The organism is Mesorhizobium sp. WSM4849 (genome assembly GCF_055811385.1).
Window position 1 is genome coordinate 74,829 of record NZ_JBVVPW010000022.1, and the last position, 21,465, is coordinate 96,293.

Consider the following 21,465-nt stretch of genomic DNA (forward strand, 5'->3'; position numbering starts at 1 on the left):
GACGGCCCACCCTCTGATTTACCTCTTCAAATTCACCACGATCACGCCGCCCAGCGCCAGTGCGCCACCGAGAATGCCGAGCAGCGTCGGCACCTCGCCCAGCCAGAAGAAGCCGATCAGCGTCGCCACAGGCGAAACCAGATAGAGGAAGTTCGAGGCGCGCGCCGCCGGCAGCCGCGAAAGCGCTGTCGCCCAGGCGGCGTAGGCGATGAGGCTCGGCACGATGCCGAGAAAGACGACGGCGCCGAGACCGGCGTTGTCGGCAACCGCCGCCTGCGCCAGGCCGCTCGGCAGGAAAGGCAACAGGCAGAGCGCGCCGAGCACCATGTTCGAGGCCGAAATGGTCAGCGGATGATGGCTGGCAAACAACGGCTTTTGCACGATGGTGTTGACGGCCGAGCACAGCGCCGAGCCGAGGACCAGCAGCGCACCATTGTCGAAATACAACCCTTGTCCCTCGCCCATGGCGATGATGCCGATGCCGGCGAAGGACAGGAACGTTCCAGCCCAGGCGAGGCCTGAGAAGCGTTCGCCGAGCAGCGCCATCGCCATGATCGCGGTGAAGATCGGGCTGACGTTGATGATGAAGCCGGCAGCACCCGCCGAAACGGTCAGTTCGCCGAAATTGAGCATTGCCGTGTACAGCGCAACGAAGACGGCGCCGCCGAAGGCAAAGCGCCAGAATTCATCGAGCCGGGGCAGCGCCGGCCGCTTGACGGCGAGGAAGATCGCCGCCGGCACCGCGGCGATGGCGAAGCGCAGCGCGCCGAGTTCCAGCGGTCCGAAAGCGACGAGGCCGGCGCGGATCGCCGGGAAGGCGGAGGCCCAGCCGACCACTGTCAGCGCCACCGCAATGGCCGCCGTGGTATCTATCCGCTGTGTCGTATTCAACGTGCCGGTACAGGCGTTCATATCATTATTCCCGCGTTTCATGTCCTCAAACACACAAAACGCCTTTCCTGATCGGTTGACAAACGACCAAATCGAGGGTCAGCTGTGACTATGGATCACAGCTCTGACGCAATACTGCCGCTCGAAACCCTGCGCGCCTTCGACGCCGCGGCGCGGACGGGCAGCTTTTCGGCGGCTGCCGAAAAACTCAACATCACCCATGGCGCCGTCAGCCGGCAGATCGCCAAGCTCGAGGACTGGCTCGGGCTGAAAGTGTTCGATCGCGGCGCGCGTGGGGTGTCGCTGACGATCGAAGGCAACCGCCTGCATCTGCGCACCACTGAGGCCTTCGCGCTGATATCCAGCAATTCGGACCGCTGGGTCGAACCGCGCGGCACCGCCGTGGTGCGGCTGACCTCGATCCCTTCGGTTAGCGGGCTGTGGCTGATGCCGCGCATGGCGGCGCTGGAAAACAATCCGTCCAGGCTGCGCATCGTGCTCGACGTCGACATCCGCCAGGCGGACCTTGGCGACGACGGTATCGATCTGTCGATCCGCTGCGGTCGCGGCCGCATCCCTGGCCGCGTCTCGGTGCAGCTGTTCGAGGAACATGTGTTTCCGGTCGCCTCGCCGGACCTCGCCCGCGAGATCGGCCGTGGCGACCCTGCCCGCCTGCTCAAATTCCCGTTGATCAATGATTCGGACGCCTCGGCCTGGCGCGCCTGGTTTGCCGCGCAGGACATGGACTATCGCCCGCGTCCGCAGGACCGCCGCTTCGAGGACTACAATCTGGTGCTCGACGCCGCAGCCCATGGTCTCGGCATCGCGCTGGCGCGGCCGCCGATGATCGAGCATCAACTGAAGTCAGGCCGCATCGTCGCTGTGGACGACCGCATCGTTCTCAGCCCGATATCCTACTGGCTCGACCGGCCTACAGGGCGACCGCGCGCCGCCGCAGCCGAGCTTGCCCGGCGCATCGCGGCCCAGGCCGGGCTGGCGGCGGAAAAGATCGAGGAGTTCATCGTAGCCGAGCAGTAGGATGCCGGACATCCACTTTGCCGGCTTGCTCGGCTAGTTGTCGTCTGAAACAGAGCCGACCAGAGCCAATCTTGTCTCGCTCCAAGCTTGACCTTGCCGGCATTTTGTGGCGATGACATCGTCATGAACCTTGGCTCCATGTCATGATGAACCGCTTCGAAGGCCCCGGCGGCAAGGAAGCCCGTATCCGCTACCTGGACGGCGACTTCCAGGTGACCAGCCCCGGCGCCTTCGTGCGCTGTGCGGTCACCGGCGAAAGCATCCCGCTCGATGAGCTCAAATACTGGAGCGTCGCCAGGCAGGAGCCCTATGTGAGTGCCGCGGCCTCGCTGCGCCGCGAGATCGAGGCACATCCCGAAATGCGCAGCCGGCGCTAAACCGGTTACGCAGAATGAGACCCGATCTGTAGCGATCCTTCGCCGGCATCTCCGCAAAAATTCGACCGCCGCGGCGCTCGAAGGTTCTCTGATTCACCCCTGCAGCTTGCGCTGCCGCCAGGCATCCAGCGTCTCGTCGATGATGCGTTCAGGCACGTGGGCGGGATCGAACACGGTGTCGATCTCCAGCACATCGAGCTGTCCTAGGAAATCGGCGGACGCGGCATCGTGGCGCAGCCGGGCGGCGTCCTTGGCGGTGGTGATGAGCCCAAGTCCGGCACCTCGCGCTGTCGCTGACAGTTCGGCAAGCTCGTCCTCGCCATAGAAATGGTGGTCCGGAAACGACCGGGTCAGCGCAACCTCGCCGCCGGCCTGACGGACCGTGTCGAAGAATTTGTCGGGATGGCCGATGCCGGCAAAGGCGAGAAATCGCTTGCCGGCCAGCCCCGCCTTGCTGCTTGGCCGTGTACGCGCCTCGAAAATCGGCCGGCCGGCACGCGCCGCCTGGCGGACGACCGCATCGGCAGCAAGGCCCTCGCCCATCTTCAGCAGCGCGCTGGTGAAAACCAGTTGGTCGACGATATCAGCCCTGAGCGGACCGCCAGGAATGACGTGGCCGTTGCCGACGCCGTAGCGTGCATCGACGACGACCAGCGCATAGTCGATATGGATGCGGGCGCTCTGGAAACCGTCATCCATGATCAGGAAATCGCAGCCATGCTTTTCCAGTAGAAGGCGCGCGCCGGCGGCACGGTTCGGCGTCACTGCGACCGGCGCGTGCTCGGCCAAAAGCAGCGGCTCGTCGCCGACATGCTTCGCGGCGTCGTGATGCGGATCGACGACATGCGGCTGCGCGAAGGAGCCGCCATGGCCGCGCGACAGGAAACCTGGATTGAGCTGCATGCGCCTGGCCTGCCGGGCCAGGGCGATCGCCACCGGCGTCTTGCCGGTGCCGCCGACGGTGAAGTTGCCGACGCACAGCACCGGCGCCTCAACCTTTTCGCGCGCTGCCGAGCGCATGCGGCGGCCGGCAACGAGAGCATAGATCGCCGACAGCGGCGCCAGCGCCAGCGCCCGCCAGTCCGGTTCTTCCCACCAGAAGGGGGGCGCTTCGCTGGCCATCTTAGCGGCCGTTGGCGCCCTTGAGGCGCGACTTGACGACCAACGGCTGAATGTAGGGTTCGAGCGATTTCAAGGTGAGCGCCAGCGCGCCGCGCATCTCGTCGACGGTCGCCGCGCCGGCCGCCATCATCTCATGGCGAGCCACCTCGTTGCTCAACAGGAAATTGACGGCGCCGGCCAGCATGTCGCGGTCGCGCACCAGCTTGGCGCCGCCGCTGTCGAGCAGGCGCTGATAGGTCTCGCGAAAGTTCTGGACATTGCGGCCGGCCAGCACCGCCGTGTCGAGCATGGCCGGCTCCAGTGGGTTCTGGCCGCCCTCCGAGGTGAGCGAACGGCCAACGAAGGCGATCTCTGTCAGCCGGAGGTAAAGCCCCATCTCGCCCATCGTGTCGCCGAGCAGAATGTCCGTATCGGCGGTGATCCGGTCGCCCTTGCTGCGCCGAGCGACTTTCAGGCCCATGCCGGAAATCTGCGCGGCAAGAATTTCTGCGCGATCGGGATGGCGCGGCACGACGATCGTCAACAGACCGTGGTGACGCTTGTGCAGCATCGCGTGAACCTCGGCAGCGACCACCTCCTCGCCGTCATGGGTCGAGATTGCCGCCCAGGTCGGGCGGGCGCCGAGCTGGCGCTTCAGCGTGTACAGCGTCCTTTCATCGGCCGGCGGCGGCGTGGTGTCGACCTTGAGATTGCCGGATACGGTGACCGGCCGGGCGCCGAGCGAGAGGAAGCGCTCGCCGTCGACATCCGACTGGGCGACGACATGAGCGAGATTCTCGAACAGCGCCTCGGCGATGTTGGCGCGCTTCTTCCAGGATTTGAACGAACGGTCGGATAGCCTGCCATTGACCAGCACCTGCGGCACACGGCGCGCGCCGAGCTCCAGAATGGTCATCGGCCAGATCTCCGATTCGGCGATGATCGCCAGGTCCGGCCGCCAATGGTCGAGGAAGCGGCTGACCGCCGGCTTGAGGTCGAGCGGCACATATTGGTGGATGATGCGGTCGCCGAGCCGTTCGTCGGCAACCTGAGCGGAGGTGACAGTCCCCGTCGTCAGCACGATGTTGACGCCGTAGTCGAGAATGCTCTCGACCAGCGGCACGACGGCGATCGTCTCGCCGACGCTCGCCGCATGGATCCAGATCACCGGCCCGTCGGGGCGCTCGCGCCCGGCGATGCCATAGCGCTCGCGCCGGCGAATTCGGTCTTCCTTGCCCCTGGAGGTGCGCCAGGCGACATAGGGCCCGATCAGCGGGTAGGCGGCTGCGCCAGCGAAACGATACGCCGTCAGGAAGGTGCGCGCCCAGCGCTCGCTCATTTCGAGCCATCCACGAGGCGGTAGGCCTCGGCAGTCGCGGCGTTGAGCGCGGCCGTGACCTCCTGGCGCTTGCGTTCCATTTCGGCCTCATCGGCATTGGCCGGAACGAAAACCGGCGTTCCCAGAACGATCGAGGAGCGGCCGAACGGCAGGTTAATCGTGGTCTTGTCCCAGCTGCGCTCCAACACCTTGCGGCGGCTGGTGGCGATGGCGGCGGGCAGGATCGGCCGGCCCGAAAGCCGCGCCAGGAGAACGATGCCAAGTCCCGCGTCGCGCGGCGTGCCATGCGGAATGTCAGCGATCATGGCGACGTTCTTGCCGGTGGCGAGTGACTTTTTCAGGGCGATCAGCGCTTTGGCGCCGCCCTTGTCGCGACGCTTCGAGCTTTCGCGTCCGCCCGAGCCGCGCACCGCCTCGATGCCGAATTTCTCGATCATCAGTGCGTTGAGCTCGGCATCGGCACTACGCGACACCATGGCGACCAGCGGCCGTCCCTTGGGATAGTAGGCTGGAGTCAGAAGATGCTGGCCGTGCCACAGGGCTATGATGCCGGGTTCGAACTCCGAGTAGGCGCCGCCCGACATCTGCGCCGATCCGTCGACAACACGGTTGGTCAGGCGGACGAGGCGAACGAACTGAGCAAACAGGCTGGCGATGGCGTTCTTGACGAATCGCGATTGCGCCAGCGGTTCGCGTATTTTGCGCCAGAATGTCTTCGAGGTGCCACCGCGGCGCCCTCTGACCGCGGACCTCGTGGCCGGCCCTTTCACGGCTTCATGATCCATCAAATGTCAACCGGCGGCCTTGTTGTCGGGGTCAAGCAACCGGTGCAGGTGAACGACGAAATAACGCATGTGGGCGTTGTCCACGCTGGCTTGGGCCTTGGCTTTCCACGCCGTTTGCGCGGATTGATAATCCGGATAGATGCCGACGATATCGAGCGCGTCGAGATCACGGAATTCTGTCCCGCCCAGCGTCTTCAGTTCGCCGCCGAACACCAGGTGCAAAAGCTGCTTCTTTCCGTCTTCCGCGGTCATGTCGGTCCTTCACATATCGTGAGTTTGTGACAGGTCTAGACCAAAGCCGCCGACTTTGGAACCATTGATGATATGTTCAACCGCCCAGCCCTGCGATGATGCCGGAGAGCACGGCGAGCAGTTCGCCGCTGCCGGCGACCAGCGCGCCGTGGTGGATCACTTCACCGGCATAGCGCGGCGCGCGGCCCCTCTGGTCGAGCAATGCGCCGCCGGCCTCGCGCAGGATGAGATCCGCCGCGGCGATGTCCCAGTCATGTGCATTGGGTTTGACGAACGTCGCGTCGAGCCTGCCATTGGAGACCATCGCCAGCCGGTAGGCGAGCGAGGGAATATAGGGCACGCGGCTCAGCCGGCCCTGCCATTCCGCCGGCATCAAAGCGATCAACGGCTTCGGCCCGCCAATTTCGACCATTGCTGCCGGGCGGCGCACGGCAATGCGACGGCCATTCAGGAACGCCCCCTCACCGGGCAGCGCCCAATAGGTCTCCTCCGTGGCGGGACATTCGAGCACGCCGGCAAGCGTGCGGCCGTCCTCGACCACCGCGACGCTGACGCACCAGGAGCGCAGGCCTTCGAGGAACCCGCGTGTGCCATCTATCGGATCGACGACGAAGGTGCGGCGGGCGGCAAGCCTTGCCGGATCGTCGGCCGTTTCCTCCGACAGCCAGCCATAGTCCGGCCGCGCTGCAAGCAAGGTTTCGCGCAGATAGGCGTCGGCGGCGTGATCGGCCTCGCTCACCGGCGAGGTGCCGCCCTTCATCCACACTTGCGGATTGTTGCCGAAATAGCGCATGGCGATGGCGCCCGCCTCGCGGGCAGCTTCGCGCAGCAGCGGCAGATCCTCGCGAGCCCCGGCGGAAGTGACCTGGTCAAGCTCCGGCAAGGGTCATGCCTTCGATCAGAAGCGTTGGTGCAGCGGTGCCGAAATTGCGATCGAGGTCGCTCGCCGCAACCATGTTGAGGAACATGGTCTTCAGGTTCGAGGCGATGGTCACTTCAGCAACCGGATAGGCGAGCTCGCCATTCTCGATCCAAAAACCGGAAGCGCCGCGACTGTACTCGCCGGTCACCATGTCGACGCCCTGGCCGAACACTTCGGTGACGTAAAAACCTGATTTGAGCGACTTGATGAGGTCTTCGGGCGTCCCCTCGCCCGGCTCGATGGCGAGGTTGGTCGATGACGGCGAGACGGAGGAGCCGTTACGCGAGCCGCGCCCGTTGGTGGTCAGCCCCAATTCCCGCGCGGCCGAGGTCGATAGGAACCAGTGGTTCAAAACGCCCTTCTCAACCATGAGCAGCTTTTCGCCCTCGATGCCTTCACCGTCGAACGGGCGCGACGCCTGGCCACGGAGCCGGAGCGGCTCGTCGGTGACGGTGATCGCGACCGCCGCTACCTGCTTGCCCATCATGTCGCGCAGAAAGCTGGTCTTGCGCGCGACCGACGCGCCATTGATGGCGCCGGCAAGATGGCCGGCGATGCCGCGGGCGACGCGCGGGTCTAACACCACATCGACCGGCCCGGTCGTCGCCTTGCGCGCGCCGATGCGCCGCGCGGCGCGTTCGCCGGCCTTGCGGCCGATGTCCTCCGGTGCGTCCAGGTCGGAGAAATGCTGGCGCGAGGAGAATTCATAATCGCGCTCCATGCCGGTGCCCTCGCCGGCGATGACGCTGGTCGAGCGCGAAAAGCGCGACGCGACATAGTGGCCGACAAAGCCGTGCGAGGTGGCGAGCACCAGCCCGCCAAGCCCGGCGCTGGCGCCGCTGCCGGCGGAATTGGTAACGCCCTTGACGGCAAGAGCCGCCGCTTCCGCCGCCAGCGCCGCTTCCTTCAACTGGTCGGCCGAGACTTCCGTCGCGTCGAACAGATCGAGGTCGCGCGGCTTCTTGACCAGCAAGGCCGGATCGGCGAGGCCCTGATAGGGATCTTCCGGCGAGACTTTCGCCATCGCCACGGCGCGCTCGGCTAGCGCTTTGGGGTCGGAGGCAGCGGTTGCCGAGACGCTCGCCACCCGCTTGCCGACGAAGACGCGCAGCGAGACATCCTCGCTCTCGGACGCCTCGGTGCCCTCGACCTTGCCAAGCCGCACCGACACGCCGGTCGAGCGGCCGCGCACGGCAACCGCGTCGGCGGCGTCGGCGCCGGCCCGCTTGGCCGCCTCGACCAGGGCCGCGACGCGGTCGGTCAATTTCGCTGAGTCGAGCGTATCGGTCATGCGCATGTTCCTGTTTTTCCGCCTGACATAAAAGGGCGGCCGTTCCGCACCATCTATTGCTCCGATGTGGCTTGTGCAATGGCAGAAGTCGCAAGCAGGATAGATCGGCCAGCAGAGATCGGCGTTAGGCGGCATGATCGAAACGGTGCGTCAAAGGCTGCTTCGCGCCAGGTTTGGACTGGTCGACAACCTCTTTGATGCCGTGTCTCGATCACATGCGGACGTTCGATTGCGGTAACGCCGCCTATGTCCGTTCCACTCATGAACGTCACCTGCCCGAAACCGCTAAATTTAGCGATTTCTTGTGTATCCTTGGAACTTTGTAGCTTGCGTTCCATTTTCAACGGCATGCGAGACTCTGTGATCCAAGGCATTAGGACTGCGGTGAACGAGTCGCCGCCGCGGTATTCGCTGGTCCTTCCCATATACAATGAAGAACAGGTGCTGCCTCGACTGATCGAGCGGATCAGTTCCCTGATCTGCCGGTTGGATGGAGAGGCTGAGGCGATCTTCGTCGATGACGGAAGCCTCGATGGAAGCGTCGAATACCTTCGAAAAGTGGTCGGCGTCGAGCAGCGCTTCCGGCTGATCGAGCTTTCCCGCAATTTCGGCCACCAGGTCGCGATCACGGCCGGCATGGACGCTGCTGCTGGTGATGCCGTCATCGTCATGGATGCCGACCTGCAAGACCCGCCGGAGGTGGTTCTCGATCTGGTGGCGAAGTGGAAGGAAGGCTTCGAGATCGTCTATGCCCGCCGCGTCAAGCGTGAGGGCGAATCCTGGTTCAAGCGCTTTACGGCGAGCCTCTTCTACCGTCTGCTGGAGAAAATGACGTCGGTCGACATCCCGCGCGACGTCGGCGATTTCCGCCTGGTCGGCCGCAAGGCACTGGAAACCTTCAAGCAAATGCCCGAACAGGACCGCTTCGTCAGGGGCATGTTCGCCTGGATGGGCTTCAAGCAGACGGCGGTGCCTTTCGAACGTCCCGCGCGGACCCTTGGCCAGACCAAATACCCATTCTGGAAGATGATGCACCTTGCCGTTCACGGCATCGTCAGCTTCTCCGAGAAGCCGCTGCGCATCGCGTTGTGGGGCGGATTGGCCATCTCCGCGCTTGCGGTGGTGTTCGGTGCTTACGCTATCTTCGCCTGGATTTTTGAAACCGGCATCATTGCCGGCTGGACATCCACCGTGGTGATCGTGTCGCTCCTTTGCGGCATCAATCTTTTCATGACCGGCGTGGTCGGGCTCTATGTCGGCGGTATCCACGCCGAGGTCAAACGCCGTCCGCTTTACGTGATCGACAGGGTCGCCGGCTTCGACACGGCAGTGCGTTCCGCCACCCCGGGTGAGAGCCGTCGATCGTTTCGAAAACCCAGGAACGGAGCCTCGGCTGATGGCCGAACTCTTCGACAGCTATAAATCAAATTATGGCGAGGCGGTCGCAGGATCCATCCGGTTTTCCGGCCTCAGGCACGACTTCTTTCTTATCGCCAAAGCCGACCTGCTGCAGCATCTTGTCGTCGAGCGAAGGCTTCGGCAGGATGGTGCCGGTGTGCGGGCGGTGGATATCGGCTGCGGCGTCGGATCGCTCCACCCTTATCTCGAAGGCGTCTTCGAGAGCCTGGATGGCTGCGACGTCTCGGAAGAATCGATCCTGCGCGCCGGCCAGGACAATCCGCGTGTGAGCTACAGGGCCTGCACCACGCCGAGCCTGCCTTATGAGGACGGGGCGTTCGATCTGGCTTTCGCCAGTTGCGTCGTCCATCACGTTCCGCCCGTTTCCTGGCTCGATTTCTTCCGGGAAATGCGGCGCGTCGTGCGGCCGGGCGGCGTCGCCTGCATCATCGAGCACAATCCCTATAATCCGCTGACGCGTCTTGCGGTGTTGCGGTGTCCGTTCGATCAGGATGCGGTCCTGCTCAACGCTGCCAAGGCAAGGTCCCTCTTTCAGGAGACGGGATTCAGGGATATCCGATCCGAGCACTTCCTGCTGCTGCCGTCGGCCAGGCCCTTCGTCAGAAGACTCGAGCGCCTGCTCGCGCCCCTACCGCTCGGAGCCCAGTTTGCGTGCAGCGCGCATGTCTGAGGACCGTTCGACTGCCGGCGCCGGGCTGAAGCTGCTGGCGCGCTTCGGCTTGGTCGGCATCGCCGCGACGATCCTGTATGCCGTCCTGGCTATCGCGTTGGTCGAATCGAAATGGATCGGCTTCTCGCCTGTCCAGGCGTCGCTTGCGGCTTACGCCATTGCTGCCGTGTTTTCGTATTTCGCCCACAAATCAGTAACCTTCATGTCGAGCGGATCGCACCGATCGGAAGCTGCGCGTTTTCTGCTGCTGACGGCGACAGGCTTCGCCGTGGCTTACGCGGCGCCGGCGCTTTTGACGGCGAAACTCGGGCTGCCGCCCATCATTGCCATTCTGGTTACATGCCTGCTTATTCCGGCGGTCAATCTTCTCATGCTCGACCGATGGGTTTTTGCGCAGCGAAGACCCGACCGGCACGGCGACCGCTCCACCTAATCCGTGTCAATCGCATCGAGCCGGAACGACACCAGCTTGATGGATCGCTTGTAGATGTTGCTGGCGGCCGGCGTTGGCGGAATGCCGTCGAGATAGTCGAAGGCGATTTCGAGTGTATCGGCCTTGCCAAGAGCCGGCGGTGGAACGACGAACGAGACCGTTCGTGGTTCTTTGCCAGACAGCGTCTCCGCATGCACCCGAAACCCGTTCACCGAGATCACCACCCTTTGCGTGATCTGCGGTGGACGAATGACGGCGGCCATTTGCAGCGTGGCCATCAGCCCGTTGCGCAGCGGCGGTATCTTCACGCGAAGCCGGGAGGTCTCCCCCACGGAATGGGTGCCGTCGGCAACGGGTCCCGACCAGCCGCAGACCTTTATGCTGGCTGCCAGTTTGGCGCCGTCGTTCCGGAACGATATCGTCTGGCCAAGTGTGTAGCTGCCGACGGCATTGCGATTGAGACAGGTGGTCGTCCGATCGATGTAATAGGCGCGATAATCGGCATTGACGTTTGGATTGAGAGCAAGCGCAAGGATGAAGGTCTCGGACCCGGCCAGAACTGCCACAAGTGCGTAGCCGCCGATCGAGGCGGCGCGTCTGAAAGGCTCCCAAAGGTCAGACCAGGGCAAGGTAGCCTCCGATCCACGCCACAGTCATGAAATAGCAGGCGCCCAGGAAGAGAACCAAAGCCGCGAGCCAAATGAGCTTCGACGCCGACAACAGGACGACGAGCATCATTGTCAGAGGCGCAAGCCCAACGACATATCTGACCATCGAGGCCAGGTTGGTAATCAGCGGCAGGATAATACCGAGCGCGCAGAACAGTGCCGCGCCATATTGCCTTCGAGCCGCCAGAACGGCCGACAGCGCCAATCCGGTGATCGCGGCGAGCGCGCTCCATTGCGGCGCCGTGGGTAGCCATCCGGTGGTCGGAACCGCTGAGAGCCCGTCCCATAGAAAGACCAGGGGATTGCCGGCCACCCGTCCGAACGCGCGCTGGACATGCAGGAACGCAAAGCCGTCCCCGACCGTAAGGTAAAGAAACAGGATGTAAGCGAACAAACCGGCCGGCGAGATGAGGACAGCGACCAGCAGATCCGGCCGGCCAAGCACCCAACGCGGGAAAGACATCGCTGGTCCGCCCTGCTGGCGGTGCTCCCTGAACATTTGAATGACGGTCGCAAATACGACGAAGACCCCGACGAGCCTGGTCGCCGACAGGAGCGCGGATGAAACGCCCGCGGCGAGGTAGCTGGAGCGTTTGAGCGCCAGAAAAACGCACGAGGTCAGAAGCACGAAAAGCGGTTCGCTCAGGAAGGTCGTGAAGTGAAAGGAGAACGGGCCACTGAGCAGAAACGCGCAATACAGCACATAGGCGCGCATGTTCTTCTCGAGCAGCGGCCACGCCACCAGACAGGCGGCGTAGCTGCAGACAATGGAGATGATGGTGGCGACCAGTATAGTCGGGAAAGGAAAAACAGACCGGATCGCCGCCACCAGCATCGGATAGAGCGGGAAGAAGCCCCAGCGACCGACATTGCTGTGGTCTGGAATGGGAAAGCGCTCGTAACCCTGTTCGCTGATGCCGATATACCAGGCGCAATCCCACCGGCAAAGCGCGCGGGCATAGGCCGCGAAACCTGGTTCCTCCGACACCGAAGCAAATGCCGCATAGCGAATGGCCAGACCGCTGAGCACGAACAGCAACGGCACCGCTGCGACGGTCAGGACCATGGCGCGACCGCCAGCGCTCGGACGCGCGACATCTTCGAGCGCCAACTCTGCCTCCACCCATTCGAGTGGCTGGCGCCACTCTCCCCCTCTAAAATTAGCGCCGCCGGGGCAAATTCAAGACACCCCTTTCGTCGGCGGCATCATCTTCGTCCCCGGATCACGAGTCTCTCAGCCAGACCAGCATCTCGCCGGCATCGCGGTTGTCCCAGGCGAAATAGGGAACGGCGGTGACTTTTGCTTCCTCAACCGCCGGCGGTTCGGTGCGGTAGAGGCCGTTGTCCCAGCTCTCAAACGCCTCTTTCCTGGCCAGAGCCGAAAGCGTCACGACGCCGCCCAATAGGTTCGGCTGCTTATGCGCCTCGATGTTTGCCGTGCGTGGCAAGGCGATGCGGTGCAGCTGGCCGGCATTGTCGGTCTCCTCGACGCAATAGATCAACGGGCCGCGGGCAAGCGCGACGCGGCCGATGTCCTGCCGCACCTCCGGATTGGCATAGAGCCGGTCGACGGCCATTTCGAGCTCGAGCTCGACCTGGTCGCCCTTGCGCCACTCGCGCCGGATCGCGGCATAGCCGTCGCTGGTAACCGCCTCCAGATCGACCGCCTCCCCGTTTACCTTGAGCGCCGCCTTGCGGCACCAGGCCGGCAGGCGCAGGTGCAAGGTGAATGTCGTCGGTGCCTCGGGTTCGACGCCGATCGAGACTGCCCCGTCCCACGGATAGTTGCTGGCCTGGGTCAGTTCCATGTGCCGGCCCGCGATATCGAAACGAGCCGTGCTGTTTCCATAGAGATGGACGGCGAGTGCATCGTCGGACAGGCTGTAGAAATAGCTGCCGATCGAAGCGACCATGCGTCCGATATTGGGCGGGCAGCACGGGCAGCGATGCCACTTCCAGCGGTTGTGCTTCCCCCGGCTTTCCAGCGGATTTTCATAGAAGAACAGTGAGCCGTCGAGCGACAGGCCCGAGATCGAGCCGTTGTAGAGCGCTCGCTCCATCATGTCGGCATAGCGCGCATTGGGGCCCATGCCGAGCATGCGGCTGGCCCAGAACACCAGTCCCACCGAAGCGCAGGTCTCGGCATAGGCGGTTTCATTGGGCAGGTCGTAGTCGGCGGTAAAACCCTCATTGTGCGACGACGGCCCGATGCCGCCGGTGATGTAGAGGTTCTTGGTGGTGAGATCGTCCCACAGCCGGTCGAGCGCCACCCGCAGCGAGTCGTCGCCATATTCGGTCGCGACGTCGGCCATGCCCGAATAGAGATACATCGCCCTGACCGCGTGGCCGACGACTTTTTCCTGTTCGCGAACCGGCTTGTGCGACTGGCTATATTCGTAGGTCTTGAAATGATACGCTCTGGGGTCCACGCCGCGGGCACGCGCCTCCTCGTCGAAATAATGCGGCTCAAGGCCACGCTGGTCGATGAAGTATTTTGCGAGGTCCATGTACTTCTTCTCGCCCGTGACCCGCGCCAGCTTGACCAACGCCAGCTCGATCTCCTCGTGGCCGCAATAGCCCTTCCTCTTGCCGGGTTCGGGACCGAACATATCGGCGATATGGTCGGCATAGCGGCACATGATGTCGAGCAGCTTGCGCTTTCCCGTGGCCTGGTAGTAGGCGACCGCCCCTTCGATCAGATGCCCGGCGCAATAGAGCTCGTGGCAGTCGCGCAGATTGGTCCAGCGAAGGCCGGGCTGGATGCGCTGGTACCAGCTCGACAGATAGCCGTCGGGCTGCTGCAGTCTGCCGTACATGTCGATGACGGCGTCGATCTTCTTCTCCAGCTCGTCATTGCGGCGGCGATACAGCGAGTAGGCGGCGGTCTCGATGGTCTTGCCCCAGTCGGAGTCCCAGAACATCTGGGTGGTCACAGTCGATCCCGTGAACTCGTTGCCGGCGGTGGCGGCCTCGTCCGGCGAGGGTGAGTGGAACGGAATGACGACGCCGGGCGACGGCCGGTCCGGATCGATCTGCTCCAGCATGCGCGCCTCGACGCAGCGCTCGTAGAGGATGTCGGCGGTCCTGGTGGCGACGGCATCGACGCGGTCGCCCCAGAAGCCGCGCACATCGACCTGCGGCACCGGCAGCGGACGGAAGGCGAGCTTCGGCTTGGCGGCCGGTTTAGCGGATTGCGATGCGGTCATGAATTTACTCCGTTCGAATAGGGATCACTTCACGGCCCCCGCCATCAGGCCGCGGATGTAGAAGCGCTGCAGCAGGAGGAAGAGCACCAGGCACGGCACCATCATCACGGTGACGCCCGCCTGCACCGCGCCCCAGTCGATGGCGCCGAAGCGGCCCGACTGCAGCGCCGTCATCATGATCGGCAGCGTGAATTTGGACTGGTCGGTCATCAGCACCAGCGCTGCCAGAAACTCGTTCCAAGCGCCGAGGAACGCGAACAGCGCGATGGTGACGATGCCCGGCCAGACCAGCGGCAGCATCACCCTCAAGAGCATGGTGACATTGTTGGCGCCGTCCATGCGGGCGGCCTCCTCGATCTCGCGCGGCACCGCGTCGAAGGCGTTGCGCATCATGAAGATCGAGAACGGCAGCTGCAGCGTGACATAGACGCAGACCAGCCCGGTCAGCGTGTTGTGCAGGCCGATCTTGGTCAGCACCAGGAAGATCGGCGTCAGGATCGATTGGAACGGGATCATGATCGTCGACAGGATGACGACGAAGAGCAGGTTCTTCAGCGGAAAGCGGAAGCGCGAGAAACCGTAGCCGGCCAGCACGCTGACGATCACCGACAGCACCACCGTCATGGCAGAGACATAGATGCTGTTTTGCGCCGGCAGCCAGAGGCCGTCGCCGAACGTGTTAAGCGTGGCGTAATTCTCGACCGAAAAGCCGGTCGTCGGCCAGGGCGGCAGCGGCGGCTGACGCGACTCCTGCGCCGGCTTGAACGCCGAAAGCACGGTCCAGACGATCGGCGCCAGGAACAGCAACGAGGCGATGATGCCCGTCGCATGCTCGGCAATCTGCATGCCGATGCGTCTTTTGCGGCTGCGTGCCTGCGCCATCAGTCAATTCCCTCGGGTTGGCGCAGCAGCCGCAGCTGGATGAGGCTGAGCGCGACCAGGATGACCAGCAGGATCATCGACAGTGCGGCGCCGTAGCCGAGCTTGAACGACACGAATGACTGGTTGAAAATCCAGTAGACGGCGGTCAGCGTCTGGTTGCGCGGCCCGCCGCGCAGGATGATGTAGAACTGGTCGAAGGCGAGCACCGAACCGGCAACCGACAGGATCAGCGCCAACGCCAGGGTGCGGCGCATCAGCGGCAGAGTGATGGCGCGAAACCGCGCCAGCGGCCCTGCCCCGTCGATCATCCCCGCCTCCTGCAGATCCGGCGGGATGGATTGCAGGCCGGTCATCAGGATGATCATGGTGAAGCCCGCCACCTTCCAGACGACCATGGCGATGATCGACCAGAACGCCGGCTGGAACGTCGCCAGCAGATTGACCTTCTTCTCGGTCAGGCCGAGTTCGAAGGCGGCGGGGCTGAACAGGCCGGAATCGACATTGAGCAGCCACGACCAGAGCAGGCTGGCCGAGGCAAAACCGATGACGGCCGGCATGAAGAACGACGTCCGGTAGAAGCCGGTCAGCGGCCGCGGCCTTTCGATGAACAGCGCCAGCGGAAAGGCGACGACGAAGATCGCGATCGTCACCACCACTGTGTAATAGCCGGTGAAACGCAGCGCGTTCCAGAACCTGGTATCGCGCAGGATCGCCCAGTAATTGTCGAGGCCAATGAAGGAGTGCGCGCCCATCAGCGGCCAATTGTGCAGCGACATCCACGCCGTCATGCAAAGCGGGATGATGAAGAAGACGACGACCAATGCGACGGCCGGCGCGACATAGAGCAGGCCGATCCACTGCCGGCGGCCGGCGCCGACCAGTTTGCGGCGGCGGGCTGGGGCGGAGGTTGCTGCGATGGAGGTCATGGCTGGCCGCTCACTGGGTTCAGGGCAACCGCAACGGCAAAAGACCCCCTCACCCGGATTGCCAAACGAATTGCAAAGGGCAATTCGGGGCAATCCGACCTCTCCCCGAGTGGAGAGGAGGTCGCCAGCGTTGACGCCAGCCTCTTCTCCCCAGCGGGGAGAAGGTGGCCGCGAAGCGGCCGGATGAGGGGGTCTTTTCTCAATGCGATAGCCTTGCTGTTAGCGCGACGTCCCCCTCCCCCTTGAGGGGAGGGTCCGGCCGAAGGCCGGGGGTGGGGTCGTCTCTGACGCGCGCCAACGGAAAAAGAACGTCGAGCACTGCCGCAGCGACCCCACCCGGACCTGCGGTCCGACCTCCCCTCAAGGGGAGCCGGCGCCTACTGCTGCGGCGCCGAATCTATGATCGACTGCATGGTTTCCTGCGCGTTGGCGATAGCGCCATCGACGTCTTCGCCGAAGAAGACCTCGTTGACCATCTGGTTCCATGGACCGTTGGCGGAGTTGATCAGGTCGTTGAACACCACCGAATAGGGTGTGCGGCCCTTGGCCATGGCCTCTGCGGCGATCTTGTAGCGCGGGTCTAGATCCTTCAGCGCCTCATTGGCGATATCGCCGCGCACGGGAAGGCTGCCGTATTTCGCCAGTATGGTCTGGCCTTCCAGCGAGTAGGCGAAATCGAGGAACTCCTTGACCACCGCGATCTTCGTGGTGCCCTTGGTGACGACGAAATTGTCGCCGCCGGCAAAGGACGACCAGCCGCCATCCTTGCCAGGCAGGAAGGTGACGCCATAGTCGATGTCAGGATATTCCGTGTTCAGCGCGCCGATGGCGAAGGCGCCGGACGGCGAGATGCCGATATTGCCGCCGGCAAACGCAGCAAAGAAGTTGGAGCCGGTGTCGGTCTGCGCGCCTGCCGGCACCAGATCCTTCTTGATCATCGAGCGGTAGAGGTCGATGGCGCCGCGCAGCTGCGGGCTGTCGAGCGTCGCCTTCGAGCCGTCCTCGGTGAGGATGTCGCCGCCCGAGGCCCAGATCAGCGGCGTGAAGGTGAAGATGTTGCAGCCGCCGCAATTGCCGGAGAAATAGAAGCCCTTGGTGTCGCCGCCGAGCGCGTTGACCTTTTCGGCATAGGCTTCGATCTCGGCCCAGTTGGTCGGGCCTTTTTCAGGGTCGAGGCCGGCCTGCTTGAACAGCTTCTTGTTCCAGATCAGCACCGAACTATCGGCGGAAAACGGCAGCCCGTAGATGCGGTCCTTGTAGGTGCCGGTCTTGACGTGCGCCGGCGACAGGCTGTTGAAATAAGGTAGCGATTTCGCCCAGTCAGTGATGTCTTCCAACTGGCCGGCGGCAGCGAAGGACGGCGTGTAGATCAGGTCGAGCGACAGCGCGTCGGGTGCTGTGCCGCCGGCGGCGGCAGCGCCGTATTTCGGGATGATCTCGGCATTGGGGATGATGTCCAGCTTCACCTGGTTCTCATGCCCCTTGTTGAAGGCATCGACGATGCGCGGCATGAAGTTCGAGCCGTCGGCGCGAACCCAGATGTTAGCGGTCTCGGCGGCTGCGGCCGGCCCGACTGCTGCTAGCGTGGAAAAAATGCTCGCGGCAAAGGCGAGCCCGGTAATAATGGTCCTCATGTTCTCCTCCTCATGTTTTTCTCCTCATTCGGCCGCACTGCCCTGCAGGCGCGCGCGACCTTTCGCTTTGATGCATGTCGTTATCCCAAAACCGCTGCGCACTTTTGGGCGACATGCACTTCTGATTCATGCATGTCGTGATCCCAAAACCGCTACGCACTTTTGGGCGACATGCATGGTCTCAGCCGCCCGGCGGACGGCCGCATGACTGACGCACCACCAGCCGGCACGGCAGTTTTCTTATGCCCGGCTCGGCGGGTTCGCCGCCGACGAGCGAAAGAAGCGTAAGACCGGCCTCGCGCCCGAGTGCCGCCAGGTTCATGTCGACGGAGGTCAGCGGCGGCCGGGTTGCCTCGGCCACGATCTGCCAATTGTCGAAACCGATGACGCCGACATCGTCCGGCACATCAAGCCCGCGCTCGCGCAGCGCGTCGATGACGCCGCGCGCGATCTGGTCGTTGCCGCAAAAGACGGCATCGGGCTTTTCGTCCCCACTCTTCGAGAGCTTGCCGTCGAAGAGCTGCTTCACCGCCTCGTGACCCCACGCTTCCGACCACGATCCGAGCAATGGTTCCATGACCGGCAAGCCTTTCTCGGTCAGCACGTCACGATAGGCCTGGGCCCGCGCATGCACCACCGCAAAACTCGCTGGTCCTGTGACATGGGCGATGCGCCGCCGGCCAAGCCGCCAAAAGTGTTTGACCGCCAGGCGCGCGCCGCCGGCATCGTCAGACACGAAAGCGATGGCGCCGGGATCGGGCTGGGTGAAGGCGTAGATCACGGGAACGCCGAGATTGGACAGATCGACCGGCAGATGGCGATCGATGCGCTTGCCGGTGGCGATGATGCCGTCGACGCGCTTGTCGAGCATGGCATCGACATGCAGCTGGCCGAGGCGCTGGTCATCCTCGACATTGCACAAAAACACTGAGACGCCCTTGTCGACCAGCGCGTCCGAAATGCCCGACATGACCGGCAGCGAAAACCGGCCGTAGGTGTCGTTGGTCAAAAGGCCGACGGTAAAGGAGCGCCGGCGCAACAGGCTCTGCGCCAGGCTGTTCGGGCGAAAGCCAAGACGCTGCGCCGTCTCGCGAATACGCTCGCGCGTCTCGGCAGTCATCCGCCCCTGCCCGTTCAGCGCTTTTGAGGCCGTGGCAACGCTGACGCCGGCAAGGGAGGCCACCTCACGCAGGGTGACTGGGGTCTTGGCGGGCGCTGGCGAGGTGTCAGAAGCCATGGTTGGGCACTGAATTCCTTAGTTGGAAAAAGGTTTTCTCTTGTTACCCTGCGATGTGCTGATTGGTGAGGTCAGCGGATGCGGGGCGAGTTGGGAAAAGGTTTTCTCAGAAGAGATTAGGGGAAGGATGCGGGGATGGCAAGAGGGATAGATTTGGTTTGGGCGTGTCTGAGATTTCTTGCTGGGTGCCGTGATCTACGACCGCTTTGCGCCATAAGCCGCCGTTCCCGACGGTTCTCCGAACGGGACGTTCACGCTCCGGCAGGTGTCGACCCTTTCCGGTCCTCGGCGGCGGACGCGACGAACGGCTCAATTGAGCCCACAGCGGACGCTCGCTTTCTTCTGAAGCAGAGTCAGACTACGCATCCATCTGTGCCTGTCGTATATCGCGGGCCGGTGGTTTGCCGAACAGACGGCCATATTCGCGGGTGAACTGAGGCACGCTCTCATAGCCCACCGCATAAGCCACCGAACTCACGCTCATGCCATCGGCCAGCATCTGGCGCCGAGCCTCGATCAGGCGCAACTGCTTCTGGAATTGCAAGGGAGACAGCGTGGTGGTCTGGCGGAAATGCTGGTGGAAGGACGAGGTGCTCATCCCCGCGGCCTCGGCCAGTTCCTCGATGCGGATCGGCCGTGCATAGCTTTCGCGGATCATAGCGACCGCACGGGCGATGCGTTGTGCATGGCCATCGGCCCCGCCGAGGCTGCGGAGGGCCGATCCGTGCCGTCCCGCCAGAAGCCAGAAATGAATCTCGCGCAGCAACGGCCCTTGCAGGACCGGGAGGGCAGAGGGACGGTCCAGAAGCCGCATCAGGCGCAGGGCCACATCGGCGACATCTGCGTCGGTCGGCTCCACTCGGACAGGCTTGCACGGATCGCCCGGGACCGCCGCCATCTCGACCGCGAGTTCCCGCATAAGGACGGGGTCGAGTTCCAGCACCAGCGAATAGTAGGGCGCGCCGAGGCTTGCCTGCGTGATCTGGCTGACCGTGGGCACATCGGCCGAGATCAGCAGCGACTCGCCCGGACCGAATTCCAATGTCTCGGCCCCTATCGTGACCCGCTTGACACCTTGTAACAGCATGGCCACCAGCGGCCGATTGACAGCCACCTGCAATTCGCCGGGCTGCGTGGCGCGGATCGCGGTCAGGCCGGGAATAGGCGTCGACGCCGCCCCGAAACGGTCGGCATGAGTGTCGGCAAAGCTGCGCACAAGGTCGAGAAGCGTTCGGCTCATGGGGGCAAGTTGAAGGGTGGTGGCGTTTCAGGCAAGAACTAAAGAAGGATCAGGCAAGAAATCCGGACATTCTGGCAAATCCTGTGCGGCAAGGCCGATCCAGATTTGCAGGAACAGGCAAGACTACGCGAGGCATCGGCAACAACTGGAGACGCTCTTGCCGCATGTTGTCCCCATCGCTTCGGATGAAAGGACTTCCCGCATGACCAAGATCGCACTTGTCACCGGCGCCAACCGCGGCCTCGGCCGCAACACCGCTGTCAGCATCGCGCAGCATGGCCGCGACGTGATCGTCACCTATCGCGGCAACGCATCTCAGGCTCGCGAGGTTGTGGCCGAGATCGAAGCCCTGGGCCGTAAGGCGGTTGCCCTGCAGCTCGATCTCGGCGAGGTCGCCAGCTTCGCGGCCTTTGCCGAGACCCTGCGCGCGGCGCTGAAAGAGACCTGGGGCCGCGACAGCTTCGATTACCTGATCAACAATGCCGGCCACGGCGAATTCACCATGATCGGCGATACCACCGAGGCGCAGTTCGACGGTCTGTTCGACGTCCATGTGAAGGGCGTATTCTTCCTCGTGCAGGCGCTTCTGCCGCTCATCGCAGATGGCGGGCGGATCGTGAACTTTTCTTCGGGCCTGACCCGCGTGTCCTATCCGGGCTTCTCGGCCTATGCGGCCGCCAAGGGGGCGGTCGAAATCTTGACCGTCTATATGGCGAAAGAGCTGGGTGCGCGCGGGATCACAGTGAACACGGTCGCGCCCGGAGCGATCGAGACCGATTTCGGTGGCGGGCTGGTGCGCGACAATGCCGAAGTCAACGCGCAGTTCGCAGGGATGACCGCGCTTGGCCGCGTGGGGCTGCCCGACGACATCGGGCCGATGGTGGCAAGCCTTCTGGGCGAGGATAACCGTTGGGTTACGGCACAGCGGATCGAGGTTTCGGGTGGTCAGGCGATCTGATCAGTCGGACCCCCGACAACTGAAGCGCGCGGCCGTATAGCCGCGCGCATTGTCATTCCGCCGTCGGGAAAAGCCTCCTTTGGCCGTCGACTGAAGCTGAAAGACCGGAATGTCCGGCAACCACGTCATTCCGAGAGCCACACTTGAAGGGCGGTCCTCCACCCAACGGCGACGTAGAACGCTCCGCGGCTGTACG

The 21,465-nt window shown here is 63.7% G+C and carries 21 protein-coding genes; 6 read left to right on the forward strand and 15 right to left on the reverse strand.

Features of this window, described 5'->3' with window-relative positions:
• Positions 1-18 precede the first annotated feature (18 nt).
• Positions 19-912 carry a DMT family transporter gene (locus AC0L3L_RS23650; protein ID WP_473639259.1) on the reverse strand — a complete coding sequence of 298 codons (894 nt, stop codon included), beginning with the start codon at positions 910-912 and terminating at the stop codon, positions 19-21.
• Between the two features lie 90 nt (positions 913-1,002).
• On the opposite strand from AC0L3L_RS23650, the gene AC0L3L_RS23655 reads away from it, so the two are divergent.
• Both AC0L3L_RS23655 and AC0L3L_RS23660 read left to right on the forward strand, forming a co-directional pair.
• The gene (locus AC0L3L_RS23655) at positions 1,003-1,929 is read left to right on the forward strand and encodes a LysR substrate-binding domain-containing protein (protein ID WP_473639260.1); all 927 of its coding nucleotides are present in this window, start codon (positions 1,003-1,005) and stop codon (positions 1,927-1,929) included.
• Positions 1,930-2,072: 143 nt separating this feature from the next.
• Positions 2,073-2,306: a DUF2093 domain-containing protein gene (locus AC0L3L_RS23660; protein WP_095496171.1), complete on the forward strand. Its 234-nt coding sequence runs from the start codon at positions 2,073-2,075 to the stop codon at positions 2,304-2,306.
• Between the two features lie 93 nt (positions 2,307-2,399).
• On the opposite strand, the gene lpxK is transcribed toward AC0L3L_RS23660, so the two are convergent.
• The 6 genes from lpxK to AC0L3L_RS23690 all read right to left on the reverse strand — a co-directional run bounded on the left by lpxK (position 2,400) and on the right by AC0L3L_RS23690 (position 7,996).
• Entirely contained in the window at positions 2,400-3,428 is a 1,029-nt protein-coding gene (lpxK, locus tag AC0L3L_RS23665) for a tetraacyldisaccharide 4'-kinase (protein WP_473639261.1), read from the reverse strand.
• A 1-nt stretch (position 3,429) separates the two neighbouring features.
• Positions 3,430-4,746 carry a lipid IV(A) 3-deoxy-D-manno-octulosonic acid transferase gene (gene waaA / locus AC0L3L_RS23670; RefSeq protein WP_473489309.1) on the reverse strand — a complete coding sequence of 439 codons (1,317 nt, stop codon included), beginning with the start codon at positions 4,744-4,746 and terminating at the stop codon, positions 3,430-3,432.
• Positions 4,743-5,531 carry a lysophospholipid acyltransferase family protein gene (locus AC0L3L_RS23675; protein WP_473639262.1) on the reverse strand — a complete coding sequence of 263 codons (789 nt, stop codon included), beginning with the start codon at positions 5,529-5,531 and terminating at the stop codon, positions 4,743-4,745. The genes waaA and AC0L3L_RS23675 overlap by 4 nt, the downstream gene beginning before the upstream one ends.
• Before the next feature lie 6 nt (positions 5,532-5,537).
• The gene (locus AC0L3L_RS23680; RefSeq protein WP_029354097.1) at positions 5,538-5,783 is read right to left on the reverse strand and encodes a DUF4170 domain-containing protein; all 246 of its coding nucleotides are present in this window, start codon (positions 5,781-5,783) and stop codon (positions 5,538-5,540) included.
• Positions 5,784-5,859: 76 nt separating this feature from the next.
• Positions 5,860-6,666 (reverse strand): 3'(2'),5'-bisphosphate nucleotidase CysQ, encoded by an 807-nt coding sequence (locus AC0L3L_RS23685; RefSeq protein WP_473639263.1) that lies wholly within the window; start codon positions 6,664-6,666, stop codon positions 5,860-5,862.
• The gene (locus tag AC0L3L_RS23690; protein ID WP_473639264.1) at positions 6,653-7,996 is read right to left on the reverse strand and encodes a TldD/PmbA family protein; all 1,344 of its coding nucleotides are present in this window, start codon (positions 7,994-7,996) and stop codon (positions 6,653-6,655) included. The genes AC0L3L_RS23685 and AC0L3L_RS23690 overlap by 14 nt, the downstream gene beginning before the upstream one ends.
• A 441-nt stretch (positions 7,997-8,437) precedes the next feature.
• Between AC0L3L_RS23690 and AC0L3L_RS23695 the strand changes: the two genes are divergently transcribed.
• From AC0L3L_RS23695 to AC0L3L_RS23705, 3 genes are read left to right on the forward strand one after another with little or no spacing between them, the layout of a single operon-like run.
• Positions 8,438-9,418 (forward strand): glycosyltransferase family 2 protein, encoded by a 981-nt coding sequence (locus AC0L3L_RS23695; RefSeq protein ID WP_473639265.1) that lies wholly within the window; start codon positions 8,438-8,440, stop codon positions 9,416-9,418.
• A complete protein-coding gene (locus AC0L3L_RS23700; RefSeq protein WP_473639266.1) occupies positions 9,393-10,085 on the forward strand; it encodes a class I SAM-dependent methyltransferase in 693 nt (230 codons plus the stop codon). The genes AC0L3L_RS23695 and AC0L3L_RS23700 overlap by 26 nt, the downstream gene beginning before the upstream one ends.
• A complete protein-coding gene (locus AC0L3L_RS23705; protein ID WP_473639267.1) occupies positions 10,078-10,518 on the forward strand; it encodes a GtrA family protein in 441 nt (146 codons plus the stop codon). Before AC0L3L_RS23700 ends, AC0L3L_RS23705 begins: the two co-directional genes overlap by 8 nt.
• Here AC0L3L_RS23705 and AC0L3L_RS23710 read toward each other — a convergent pair.
• From AC0L3L_RS23710 to AC0L3L_RS23745, 8 genes are all read right to left on the reverse strand, one after another.
• Positions 10,515-11,147, reverse strand: a complete 633-nt coding sequence (locus AC0L3L_RS23710; RefSeq protein ID WP_473639268.1) for a hypothetical protein — start codon at positions 11,145-11,147, stop codon at positions 10,515-10,517. The two genes, AC0L3L_RS23705 and AC0L3L_RS23710, sit on opposite strands and share 4 nt — an antisense overlap.
• Entirely contained in the window at positions 11,134-12,297 is a 1,164-nt protein-coding gene (locus tag AC0L3L_RS23715) for a hypothetical protein (protein WP_473639269.1), read from the reverse strand. The genes AC0L3L_RS23710 and AC0L3L_RS23715 overlap by 14 nt, the downstream gene beginning before the upstream one ends.
• A gap of 112 nt (positions 12,298-12,409) precedes the next feature.
• A complete protein-coding gene (locus AC0L3L_RS23720) occupies positions 12,410-14,392 on the reverse strand; it encodes a glycoside hydrolase family 127 protein (RefSeq protein WP_473639270.1) in 1,983 nt (660 codons plus the stop codon).
• Between the two features lie 24 nt (positions 14,393-14,416).
• Entirely contained in the window at positions 14,417-15,274 is an 858-nt protein-coding gene (locus AC0L3L_RS23725) for a carbohydrate ABC transporter permease (RefSeq protein ID WP_473639271.1), read from the reverse strand.
• Positions 15,274-16,200: a carbohydrate ABC transporter permease gene (locus AC0L3L_RS23730; RefSeq protein ID WP_473639272.1), complete on the reverse strand. Its 927-nt coding sequence runs from the start codon at positions 16,198-16,200 to the stop codon at positions 15,274-15,276. The genes AC0L3L_RS23725 and AC0L3L_RS23730 overlap by 1 nt, the downstream gene beginning before the upstream one ends.
• Positions 16,201-16,577: 377 nt before the next feature.
• Positions 16,578-17,834, reverse strand: coding sequence for an ABC transporter substrate-binding protein (locus AC0L3L_RS23735; RefSeq protein WP_473639273.1), 1,257 nt, complete (start codon positions 17,832-17,834; stop codon positions 16,578-16,580).
• A gap of 181 nt (positions 17,835-18,015) precedes the next feature.
• Complete coding sequence (locus AC0L3L_RS23740) at positions 18,016-19,071, reverse strand: LacI family DNA-binding transcriptional regulator (protein WP_473639274.1); 1,056 nt, start codon at positions 19,069-19,071, stop codon at positions 18,016-18,018.
• 358 nt (positions 19,072-19,429) lie between these two features.
• Complete coding sequence (locus tag AC0L3L_RS23745) at positions 19,430-20,311, reverse strand: AraC family transcriptional regulator (protein ID WP_473488221.1); 882 nt, start codon at positions 20,309-20,311, stop codon at positions 19,430-19,432.
• Positions 20,312-20,513: 202 nt separating this feature from the next.
• Here AC0L3L_RS23745 and AC0L3L_RS23750 point away from each other — a divergent pair, with 202 nt between their 5' ends.
• Positions 20,514-21,269 carry an SDR family NAD(P)-dependent oxidoreductase gene (locus tag AC0L3L_RS23750; protein ID WP_473528837.1) on the forward strand — a complete coding sequence of 252 codons (756 nt, stop codon included), beginning with the start codon at positions 20,514-20,516 and terminating at the stop codon, positions 21,267-21,269.
• Positions 21,270-21,465 lie beyond the last annotated feature (196 nt).

What these genes read in the sequence shown, in the direction of transcription:
- AC0L3L_RS23650 (WP_473639259.1), bottom strand. Translation starts at nt 912, where the DNA reads ATGAACGCCTGTACCGGCACGTTGAATACGACACAGCGGATAGATACC.
- AC0L3L_RS23655 (WP_473639260.1), top strand. Translation starts at nt 1,003, where the DNA reads ATGGATCACAGCTCTGACGCAATACTGCCGCTCGAAACCCTGCGCGCC.
- AC0L3L_RS23660 (WP_095496171.1), top strand. Translation starts at nt 2,073, where the DNA reads ATGATGAACCGCTTCGAAGGCCCCGGCGGCAAGGAAGCCCGTATCCGC.
- lpxK (WP_473639261.1), bottom strand. Translation starts at nt 3,428, where the DNA reads ATGGCCAGCGAAGCGCCCCCCTTCTGGTGGGAAGAACCGGACTGGCGG.
- waaA (WP_473489309.1), bottom strand. Translation starts at nt 4,746, where the DNA reads ATGAGCGAGCGCTGGGCGCGCACCTTCCTGACGGCGTATCGTTTCGCT.
- AC0L3L_RS23675 (WP_473639262.1), bottom strand. Translation starts at nt 5,531, where the DNA reads ATGGATCATGAAGCCGTGAAAGGGCCGGCCACGAGGTCCGCGGTCAGA.
- AC0L3L_RS23680 (WP_029354097.1), bottom strand. Translation starts at nt 5,783, where the DNA reads ATGACCGCGGAAGACGGAAAGAAGCAGCTTTTGCACCTGGTGTTCGGC.
- AC0L3L_RS23690 (WP_473639264.1), bottom strand. Translation starts at nt 7,996, where the DNA reads ATGACCGATACGCTCGACTCAGCGAAATTGACCGACCGCGTCGCGGCC.
- AC0L3L_RS23700 (WP_473639266.1), top strand. Translation starts at nt 9,393, where the DNA reads ATGGCCGAACTCTTCGACAGCTATAAATCAAATTATGGCGAGGCGGTC.
- AC0L3L_RS23705 (WP_473639267.1), top strand. Translation starts at nt 10,078, where the DNA reads ATGTCTGAGGACCGTTCGACTGCCGGCGCCGGGCTGAAGCTGCTGGCG.
- AC0L3L_RS23720 (WP_473639270.1), bottom strand. Translation starts at nt 14,392, where the DNA reads ATGACCGCATCGCAATCCGCTAAACCGGCCGCCAAGCCGAAGCTCGCC.
- AC0L3L_RS23725 (WP_473639271.1), bottom strand. Translation starts at nt 15,274, where the DNA reads ATGGCGCAGGCACGCAGCCGCAAAAGACGCATCGGCATGCAGATTGCC.
- AC0L3L_RS23730 (WP_473639272.1), bottom strand. Translation starts at nt 16,200, where the DNA reads ATGACCTCCATCGCAGCAACCTCCGCCCCAGCCCGCCGCCGCAAACTG.
- AC0L3L_RS23735 (WP_473639273.1), bottom strand. Translation starts at nt 17,834, where the DNA reads ATGAGGACCATTATTACCGGGCTCGCCTTTGCCGCGAGCATTTTTTCC.
- AC0L3L_RS23740 (WP_473639274.1), bottom strand. Translation starts at nt 19,071, where the DNA reads ATGGCTTCTGACACCTCGCCAGCGCCCGCCAAGACCCCAGTCACCCTG.
- AC0L3L_RS23745 (WP_473488221.1), bottom strand. Translation starts at nt 20,311, where the DNA reads ATGAGCCGAACGCTTCTCGACCTTGTGCGCAGCTTTGCCGACACTCAT.
- AC0L3L_RS23750 (WP_473528837.1), top strand. Translation starts at nt 20,514, where the DNA reads ATGACCAAGATCGCACTTGTCACCGGCGCCAACCGCGGCCTCGGCCGC.